The sequence below is a fragment of the Lawsonibacter sp. genome (genome assembly GCF_022777125.1).
Classification (GTDB): Bacteria; Bacillota; Clostridia; order Oscillospirales; family Oscillospiraceae; genus Lawsonibacter_A; species Lawsonibacter_A hominis.
The window spans coordinates 1-9,890 of record NZ_JALFGV010000053.1; the positions used below are offsets into that span (position 1 = coordinate 1).

At 61.7% G+C, this 9,890-nt stretch carries 6 protein-coding genes and 1 pseudogene; 6 read left to right on the forward strand and 1 reads right to left on the reverse strand.

Translation table 11 applies throughout. The features are described from left to right. Positions 1 to 272 (reverse strand): annotated as a pseudogene (locus tag MR825_RS04360) (hypothetical protein); the annotation flags it as partial. 482 nt (positions 273 to 754) lie between these two features. Between MR825_RS04360 and MR825_RS04365 the strand changes: the two are divergent. The 6 genes from MR825_RS04365 (at position 755) to guaA (ending at position 9,761) form a co-directional block, all read left to right on the forward strand. Next, the gene (locus MR825_RS04365) at positions 755 to 3,106 is read left to right on the forward strand and encodes a hypothetical protein (RefSeq protein ID WP_287879101.1); all 2,352 of its coding nucleotides are present in this window, start codon (positions 755 to 757) and stop codon (positions 3,104 to 3,106) included. A 136-nt stretch (positions 3,107 to 3,242) separates the two neighbouring features. Continuing rightward, positions 3,243 to 3,401 (forward strand): hypothetical protein, encoded by a 159-nt coding sequence (locus MR825_RS04370; RefSeq protein WP_186907267.1) that lies wholly within the window; start codon positions 3,243 to 3,245, stop codon positions 3,399 to 3,401. Between the two features lie 58 nt (positions 3,402 to 3,459). Beyond that, complete coding sequence (locus tag MR825_RS04375; protein WP_186907268.1) at positions 3,460 to 3,600, forward strand: LPXTG cell wall anchor domain-containing protein; 141 nt, start codon at positions 3,460 to 3,462, stop codon at positions 3,598 to 3,600. A gap of 188 nt (positions 3,601 to 3,788) precedes the next feature. Then, positions 3,789 to 4,880, forward strand: a complete 1,092-nt coding sequence (locus MR825_RS04380) for a carbamoyl phosphate synthase small subunit (RefSeq protein WP_186907269.1) — start codon at positions 3,789 to 3,791, stop codon at positions 4,878 to 4,880. Next, positions 4,873 to 8,208 carry a carbamoyl-phosphate synthase large subunit gene (carB, locus tag MR825_RS04385; RefSeq protein ID WP_287879105.1) on the forward strand — a complete coding sequence of 1,112 codons (3,336 nt, stop codon included), beginning with the start codon at positions 4,873 to 4,875 and terminating at the stop codon, positions 8,206 to 8,208. The genes MR825_RS04380 and carB overlap by 8 nt, the downstream gene beginning before the upstream one ends. An 11-nt stretch (positions 8,209 to 8,219) precedes the next feature. Beyond that, positions 8,220 to 9,761: a glutamine-hydrolyzing GMP synthase gene (gene guaA / locus MR825_RS04390; protein ID WP_186907271.1), complete on the forward strand. Its 1,542-nt coding sequence runs from the start codon at positions 8,220 to 8,222 to the stop codon at positions 9,759 to 9,761. Positions 9,762 to 9,890 lie beyond the last annotated feature (129 nt).

The following is a 9,890-nucleotide window of genomic DNA, read 5'->3' on the forward strand; positions in this document are numbered from 1 at the left end:
GGCCGCCCGCAGACAATGGCCCGGAATTTGACGTTTTTCATGGTGAGCACGGACAGCGCCATGGTGATGCACAGCAGCGTAAGGATAGGGATGATGCCGGTGAGCAGGGGAATACCGAAATCCTGCATGGGCACGGCGGCCAGGTCGGCAATGATGAGCGCGAGCACCAGTTCGGACGGCTCCAGCTCGCCTACCTGACGCTTGCCCATCAGGCGGATCCCGGCGATGATGAGCAGATAGAGGATAACGGTACGTAAAAAGGCGATGACCATCGAAACGACCTCCAGGCTTAAAATATTCTGCAGGGCACGTGTTAGTTTGGCCGTTTTTCCGGCGGCTATGCCTGCCGGCGGAAGAAGAAAAATTTAAGAATGTGACCGAACTATAACCGAAACGGACTATATATTTAGGTAGAATCACAAAGCCGAATCTGGGAGCGGGGCAAAGCGTATCCGGGCTTGCCATGGGCCAAAAGGGCGAACCGGGGTACCCCGGTTTTGTGTTTGCCAACGGCAGACACAAAACCGCTTCAAAAGGAAAGCCTGCCGCGCAGGAGGATAAGTGCCTCTGCACTGAAAAGTGCACGGAAAAGACCCCAAATGCGGAGTGCCCCGTGTGTGCGTCCGATGTGAGCGGGTGCCAGGGGACGGAAACGCCCGCGTCCTGCACCTGCGAGACCCGCTGTACCGAGGAGGCGCCCAATGGAGCGTGCCCTGTATGCCAGGCGGATCCCGCTCGGTGTAAGGGGGACGCCTTGACGGAGCCCAGCGCGGAGGATCAGGCTGCTGCGAAGGCGGTCTCCGACCGGATCGCCGCGCTGACCGGCGAGAGCACGGAGGAAGATGTCCAGGCTGCCCGCGCGGCCTATGACGCGCTGACCGGCGCGCAGAAAGCGCCTGTGACCCATTTGGATACCCTTACGGCTCTGGAACAGCGTTTTGCCGCTGCGGCTGCGGTGGCCGCGGTGGAAGAGCTGCTGGCCGCCCTGCCCGGGGCGGACGCGGTGACTTTGGACGATCGCCCGGCCATCCAGGCGGCCCGTGCCGCATACAGCGTAATGACGGCGGAGCAGCAGTCTCAAGTTTCCGAAGCGCTATTGGAAAAGCTGGCGGATGCAGAGCGCGTGCTGAACGCCCTTTTGGCGGTCCGCGGAGCGTATACGATTACCGCCGATATGGGCCAGGCGGAAATCGACGCTGCGGTGGCACAGGCCGAGGGCGTAATTACGGTACAGCCCGGAAACTACGGAGTGGAAAATACCTACAAATCCATCCGGCTGACAAGGGATGCGGCAATTTCCCTCAGCGGGGTTTATGAGCACTTTCACTTAATCATTGACAATGGGGCTGATGTGACGGTCCAATCGGACGGAGCTGTGCTGCAGGGGCAGGTTCTGGATGGGATCGGTTCTGAGAACGGTTTTTATTACGGGGACTACTACACCGGTATCCTGATCAAGCACGGAAGCCTGAATGTCAATACCAGCCTGACGCTGAGCGACTACAATATGGCCATCAAGCTTGGAATCGGCGGCAGCTCCAATCCCGCCGAACTGAACGTTGGCGGCGGAGCATTGCTTACGATCCGAAATTGTCACCAGACGGACCATCCATCCAGCGGCAGCGCCGACTACTGGGGTGGCGGCATGGAAGAGGGGGACGGTGTGACCGGAGGGCAGGGCCATGGCGCGACCGGTTCCGGTATCTTTGTTGCCGGAACCGGGGAGGCTGCCGTCAACGTGTCCGGCGGCGCTGTCCTGGGCAGCACCGGGAACTGGGGGGCGCTCTATGCCACTACAGGCTATCTGACACTCCATGTGGATGCGGCAGCCGCTCACTTTGATGAGAGCACCGGCTGGGATGAGATTTATTCCTGTGATAATACGTCGGTATCCAGGCTGCGGATCGAGCTGACCCATGGGGCGGCGCTGTCCTGCAATGGGAACCGGCGCAATGGGATCACAGGGCAGGGCGATATGTCGCGATGGAGGATCGACGCCTCCGGCAACAGCACGTTTAACTGTGATGGAAATAGGGCCATCGGTATCAACAATATGGGACTGGTACTGTCTGCTTCCGGCGGTTCGGTCAGCGGAAACGGCTCCCACGGAGCGACCAATGTGGCGCTTGACGCTGAGAACGCTCAGCTTACTTGCAGCGGCAACCGGTATCTTGGCCTGAACATCACAAAGACCAATGTTGGGGCCGCACAGACAAACATTACACAAAACAGCGCTGTTGCGGCCAATGGAAACGGCGGAGCGGGCATCCGCTTTCAGGTAACGTCCGGGACGCAGATCCATGACTCCACCATTGAGGCGACTGGAAGCGGGGTCGGAACGTCACTTTACGGATATGCGGTCAAGCCGGGAGACTCCGGTTACTGGGCGGACGTTGCGGCCAAGGCGACGGTAAACGTGACCGGAAGTATCGTTACGGTCGGGACCTGGTCTCTGTACAACAGCAGCGGCAGCAAATTGCCCTCCGTTTGGAATTTGGCGGCAGGCGCGAATATCGTACGTGTGTCCTCCAATCCGGCCTTTGAAACGGGACGGGACATTTTTGACGATCCTGCGGATACGGTGGCTGGACGGACCATAGTGACCAGCGGCTCGCTGAATGGAAGCCGACGGAATATGTCCGGGACGTATGAGTTCGCAACGCTCAATCCTCAGGAGAACCTGGACGATACCCTGCTGAAACCCGCCACCGCCGTTTATGCGGCGCCCGTCAACGACTATGGTACGGCACTGACCCTGTTCAAGGTCACCAATCCTTATCAGAGCATCAACGTCTACGATCCGAATGGAAAGGCGGCGTATGACTATACTACCGCCTATGACGACGGAAGCGATTTCGTCTGGGCTGCTGTGGTTGTAGTCCATTACGACGCGACGGAGGGAACCATTCAGGCAAACGGTACGGCACAGTCTGGCGCGCCGGAGCAGTTTCAAAACATGGATGATGGCACGCAGATCGGCTGTGCCGCCACCGATGCGGCAGCGGGCTATGAGGTGAGCGACTACACCATTAACGGTGCAGACCTGCATACCACGGGCAGGACGCTGCCCACAGCGGCTATATGTTTGGCGGCTGGTATTATGTGACGGAAGAGAATGTGCAGGCGGCAGAAGCGGCGGCCGCCGCCGGAGCGTGGGAGACGCTTTATAAACTCTTTGCAGGGAAGTTTAGTGGGAACAGCGCTGTCGCGGAGGAGGATTCTCAAATCACTGTTTATGCCAAGTGGAACGAACCGGCCCCGACTCCTTCCGGGGACCCCTGGGAGCCGACCCCCACGCCGAGGCCCACGCCTGCCGCGACGCCGACTCCCGCGCCTTCCGCCGCACCGTCGCCGGCGCCTTCCGTCCCCCCGACGCCCGCGCCCGAAACGGAGATCCCTGACGATCCCGCGCCGCTGGAGCCCGCGCCGGATGCGCCGGCAGATATCCCGGAAGCGCCGGTGCCTCAAGGGGATCTGCCCCAGACCGGCAGCGTGCGGCAATCGGATGCCCGGGGACTGGGCGCTGTGGCCCTGAGCATGTCCGCGGCCCTGTTTGCGGGCGGAATCCTGCTGCGCAGGAAAGAGAAAAACGGCGGCTGAACGGGCCCTGATCCATGACCTGTGGGGCGCATTGCCTGTGAAAACGGGCGATGCGCCCCCCGCTTTTGTCCAAAACAACGTTTTTCATTTTTTGCGCAAAAAGGGGGAAAAACAGGATTGTCAGTCGGGGAAATTTGAGATAAAATTGAACAGATTAAAATGTGGGAACGAAAGGCGGGATACCGTAGATGAAGGCGACTTTGATCCTGGCCAGCGGCGCAGTCTTCACGGGAAGGAGCATCGGCTCCACGGCCGACCGGGTCTGTGAGATGGTGTTCAATACCTCTATGACGGGCTATCAGGAGATTTTGACCGATCCGTCCTATGCCGGGCAGGGCATTGTGATGAGCTATCCGCTCATCGGTAATTACGGCGTCAACCACGAGGACAATGAATCCTCCCGTCCCTGGGCGGAGGCGTTCATCGTCCGGCACCTGGCCCGCAGGGGCAGCAACTTCCGCTGTGAGGGAGAGCTTGACGCTTATCTGAAACAATATGATATCACCGGGATCGAAGGCGTGGACACCCGCGCCCTGACCCGCATACTCCGCAGTCAGGGGACCATGAACGGCATGATCACCTGTGCGGAGCATTTTCATGTAGAGGACTGTTTACAGCGTATCCGTGCCTATCGGGTGGAGGGGACCGTAGAGGCCGTCACCCGGAAGGAGAGCCAGGTGTACCCCGCGCTGGGGGAACAGCGGCTGCGGGTTGCCCTGATGGACTACGGCGTGAAGGAGAATATGATCCGCTGCCTTCAGCAGCGGGGCTGTCAGGTGACGGTATATCCCGCCCACACCCCCGCCGCCGCGGTGCTCTCCGGCGGCTTCGACGGAGTCATGCTCTCCAACGGTCCCGGCGACCCGGCGGATAACGCGCAGATCATTACCGAGGTGCGCAAGCTCTATGATTCCAACCTGCCGCTCTTCGCGGTGTGCCTGGGACACCAGCTTTTGGCCCTGGCCACCGGAGCCGCCACCCGGAAGATGCGCTTCGGCCACCGGGGCGCCAACCACCCGGTCAAGGATCTGGCCGCCGGACGGGCCTTCATCACCAGCCAAAACCACGGCTACGTGGTCACGGCCGAGAGCGTGGACCCGTCTGTGGCGCAGGTGTCCCATGTAAACGTGAACGAGGGCAGCGTGGAGGGCCTGCGCTACAACCGCCCCCGCTGCTTTACCGTTCAGTTCCATCCGGAGGCGTCTCCGGGACCCCGGGATACGGAGTACCTGTTCGACCGCTTTGTGGACATGATGGAGGAGGCGAAGGGAAATGCCTAAGAATCCGAAGATCAAAAAGGTGCTGGTGCTGGGCTCCGGCCCCATCGTCATCGGACAGGCCGCGGAGTTCGACTATGCCGGCACCCAGGCCTGCCGGGCCCTGAAGGAAGAGGGCGTGGAGGTGGTGCTGGTCAACTCCAACCCCGCCACCATCATGACCGACAAGGACATTGCCGACCATGTGTATATCGAGCCGCTGAACCTGGCCTCCGTAGAACAGGTCATCCAGAAGGAGCGGCCCGACTCCATCCTGCCCACCCTGGGCGGGCAGACCGGATTGAATTTGGCCATGAACCTGCATGAGCAGGGGATCCTGCAGCAGTACGGCGTACGGCTGCTGGGCACCTCGCCCGAATCCATCCGCAAGGCGGAGGACCGGCAGGGCTTCAAGGACGCCATGGAAGCCATCGGCCAGCCCTGCGTGGTGAGCGACGTGGTGGAGAGCGTGGAGGATGCGGTGGCCTTTGCCGCTTCCATCGGCTACCCGGTCATTGTCCGCCCGGCCTACACCCTGGGCGGCACCGGAGGCGGCATCGCCTATGACGAGCCCGGCCTGCGGGAGATCGCCGACCGGGGCATCCACCTCTCCCGGGTGGGGCAGGTGCTGATCGAGCGGTGCATCTCCGGCTGGAAGGAGATCGAGTTCGAGGTCATGCGGGATTCCGCCGGAAATGTGATCCAGATCTGCTCCATGGAGAACATCGACCCCGTGGGCGTGCACACCGGCGACTCCATCGTGGTGGCCCCCACGCAGACGCTGGCCAACCGGGAATATCAGATGCTGCGCACCGCATCCCTGGACATCATCTCCGCGCTGGAGATCGAAGGCGGGTGCAACGTGCAACTGGCCCTGAACCCGGATTCCTACGAGTATGCGGTCATCGAGGTCAATCCCCGCGTGTCCCGCTCCTCCGCCCTGGCCTCCAAGGCCACCGGCTATCCCATCGCAAAAGTGGCCGCCAAGATCGCCCTGGGCTATACGCTGGACGAGATTCCCAACGCCGTGACCGGAAAGACGACCGCCTGCTTCGAACCCACGCTGGACTACTGCGTGCTGAAGATCCCGCGCCTGCCCTTCGACAAGTTCACCACCGCCAGCCGCACCCTGGGTACCCAGATGAAGGCCACCGGCGAGGTCATGGCCATTGGCAACTCCTTTGAAGGGGCGCTGATGAAGGCCATCCGCAGCCTGGAGCTGCCGGTGAAATCCCTGCGTATGCCGGGCCTGGACGAGCTGTACACGGAAGATATCGAGGAGCGGCTGGCGAACATCGACGACCAGCGCCTCTTTGTGGTGGCCGAGGCGCTGCGCCGGGGCTTCTCGCCGGAGAAGATCAACAAGATCACCAAGTACGACCTGTGGTTTTTGGATCGTTTCCAGAACATCGTGGACATGGAGGACAAGCTGGATCACGGCCATTTGGACGCGGATACCCTGCGCGCGGCCAAGGAGATGGGCTTCTCCGACGCCTGGATCGCCGCCCTGTCCGGCCGGGAGCGCCGGGAGATCAAGGCCCTGCGGGAGCGCTGCGGCATCCGTCCCGCCTTTAAAATGGTGGATACCTGCGCCGCCGAGTTTGAGGCGCAGACCCCCTATTACTACTCCACTTACGACGAAGAAAACGAGGCCGGCCAGCCCCTGCGTCTGCCTGAGGCGGGGGAGTATGCCCCCGGGGTTCCGGAAGCGCCCTATCTCGCCGCCGCCGCACCGGAGGCCCACCGGCTTCCGGCGGAGGAGGCCGGCGGGGCGGGAGAGGACCCCGGCGCTGCGGTCCCGGACAAGCGCAAGGTGCTGGTCCTGGGTTCCGGCCCCATCCGCATCGGACAGGGCATCGAATTTGACTACTGTTCGGTCCACTCGGTCTGGGCCCTCAAGCGTTTGGGGTGCGAGACCATTATCATCAACAACAACCCCGAGACCGTCTCAACCGACTTCGACGTGGCGGACAAGCTCTATTTCGAGCCGCTGACCGCCGAGGACGTGGAGGCCGTGGTGGAACTGGAAAAGCCCTGGGGCGCAGTGGTGCAGTTCGGCGGCCAGACCGCCATCAAGCTGGCCCAGGCGCTCACCGACATGGGCGTGCCCATCCTGGGCACCCCGGCCGACGGCGTCGATGCCGCCGAGGACCGGGAACGCTTTGACGCGATCCTGCAGGCGTGCGGCATTCCCCGGGCGGCGGGCAAAACGGTCTTCACTACTGAGGAGGCGCTGGCCGCCGCCCACGAGGTGGGGTATCCGGTGCTGGTGCGCCCTTCCTATGTGCTGGGCGGCCAGGGGATGGAGATCGCCTATAACGACCGCAATATCACCGAATTCATGCGCATCATCAACCTCCAGGCCCAGGAGCACCCGATCCTGGTGGACAAGTATCTGATGGGCAGGGAGGTGGAGGTGGACGGCGTCTTCGACGGGGAGGATGTGCTTGTCCCCGGGATCATGGAGCATATCGAGCGGGCCGGCGTTCACTCCGGCGACTCGATTTCCGTTTACCCGCCGATCCACATTGAGGAAAAGCACAAGCAGACCATTCTGTGCTATACCCGGGATCTGGCGAAGGCCCTGGGGGTCATCGGCCTGGTGAACATCCAGTTCATCCTCTACAACGACGAGGTGTATGTCATCGAGGTCAATCCCCGCTCCTCCCGCACCATCCCCTATATCTCCAAAGTCACCGGTGTGCCCGTCATCGACCTGGCCACCAAGGTCATGCTGGGCGCCAGGCTCCGCGACCTGGGCTACGGCACCGGGCTCTACCCGGAGGCCGCCTATTACGCCGTCAAGATGCCGGTTTTCTCGTTTGAAAAGCTCACCGACGTGGATACCGGCCTGGGCCCTGAGATGAAGTCCACCGGCGAGTGCCTGGGACTGGCCGAGACCTTCCCGCAGGCCCTGCTGAAGGCCTTCAAGGGCGCCAATATGAAGGCCCCCAAAAAGGGCGGCCGGATCATCATCACCGTCAAGGACGAGGATAAGGGGGAGATCGTGGGCATCGCCCGGGGCTTTGCGGATATGGAGATCGAGATCCTGGCCACCAGCGGTACCTGCGACGCGCTCAACGCCGCGGGCGTGCCCGCCCGTAAGGTGGCCCGGGTCTCCGAGGCCCACCCCAATATTCTGGATATGATCGCATCCGGAACGGTGGACCTGGTCATCAATACCCCCACCCGGGGCCGCAAGCACGATACCGACGGTTTCAAGATCCGCCGCTCCGCGGTGGAGCATTCCGTGGCCTGTGTCACGGCCATCGACACCGCACGGGCCATGCTCACCGTCCGTACCCAGGGACGCAGCGCCGATCTGCGCCCCATCGATATCACTGAGATTTAGGAGCAAAAAAGATGAAACACCAGTTGATCATCGTTCTGGATTTCGGCGGTCAATACAATCAATTGATCGCCCGCCGGGTGCGTGAGTGCGGGGTGTACTGTGAGGTCAAGCCCTATACTACGCCGCTGGACGCGCTCAAGGCACAAAACCCCATCGGATTTATCTTTACCGGCGGCCCCAACAGTGTCTACGACGAAAAAGCGCCCCATGTGGATCCGGCTATTTTTGCGCTGGGCGTGCCCGTGCTGGGTATCTGCTACGGCTGCCAGCTCATGGCCCAAACCCTGGGCGGGCAGGTCACCGCCGCCCAGGCCGATTCCGCCCGGGAGTACGGAAAAACCGTGACCTACTACGATCCGGACTGCCGTCTCTTCCGGGACCTGCCCAACTGCGGCGTCTCCTGGATGAGCCACGGGGACTATATGGCAAAGGTGCCCGAGGGCTTTGCTCTGGTGGCCCATACCGATGCCTGCCCCAACGTGGCCATCGCCGACGAGAGGCGGGGGTTCTATGGGGTTCAGTACCACCCGGAGGTGAACCATACCGAGCACGGCCTGGATATGATCCGCAATTTCCTCTATGAGGTCTGCGGAGCCACGGGTGACTGGAGCATGGGGGATTACCTCAAGACCTCGGTGGCCGCCATTCGGGAAAAGGTCGGTTCGGGAAAGGTACTGTTGGCGCTGTCCGGCGGCGTGGATTCCTCCGTATGCGCGGCCCTGTTGGCGGAGGCCATCGGCCGGCAGCTCACCTGCGTGTTTGTGGATCATGGCCTCATGCGCAAAAACGAGGGGGACGAGGTGGAGGCCGCCTTTGCCAAATGGGACCTGAATTTCGTCCGGGTGGACGCGGAGACCCGCTTTCTGATCAAGCTGGCAGGCGTGTCCGAGCCGGAACACAAGCGCAAGATCATCGGCGAGGAGTTCATCCGTGTCTTTGAGGAAGAGGCAAAAAAAATCGGCGCCGTGGACTACCTGGCCCAGGGCACCATCTATCCCGACGTGATCGAGTCGGGGGCGGGGGACGCCGCCGTGATCAAATCCCACCATAACGTGGGCGGTCTGCCGGACTATGTGGATTTCAAGGAGATCATCGAGCCGCTGCGCCTGCTGTTCAAGGACGAGGTGCGCCAGCTGGGCCGGGAGCTGGGGCTGCCGGAATATCTGGTCATGCGGCAGCCGTTCCCGGGCCCCGGCCTTGCCATCCGGGTCATCGGCGACCTGACCAAAGAGAAACTGGACACCCTCCGGGACGCGGACGCCATCTTCCGGGAGGAGATCGCCGCCGCGGGTGAGGAGAAGAACGTCAATCAGTACTTCGCCGTGCTGACCAATACCCGCAGCGTGGGCGTCATGGGCGACGGGCGGACCTACGACTATACCCTGGCCCTGCGGGGCGTCACGACCTCGGACTTCATGACCGCGGATTGGGCGCGGATTCCCTATGATGTGCTGGATAAGGTCTCTACCCGCATCGTAAACGAGGTAAAGGGCATCAACCGCATCGTCTACGACATCACCTCCAAGCCCCCCGCCACCATCGAGTGGGAATAACTGACAAAACCCGCAAAGCCTTGAAAACACTGGGGTCTTAAAGCGGAAACGGGGCATTTGATAGCAAATTGATAGCAGATACCAAAACCGGATTTACTTTGTTCACTCCCGTATAACGGGTGGCTTGCG

Coding starts and splice junctions, on each gene's coding strand:
- MR825_RS04380 (WP_186907269.1), top strand. CDS start 3,789: ATGAAGGCGACTTTGATCCTGGCCAGCGGCGCAGTCTTCACGGGAAGG.
- carB (WP_287879105.1), top strand. CDS start 4,873: ATGCCTAAGAATCCGAAGATCAAAAAGGTGCTGGTGCTGGGCTCCGGC.
- guaA (WP_186907271.1), top strand. CDS start 8,220: ATGAAACACCAGTTGATCATCGTTCTGGATTTCGGCGGTCAATACAAT.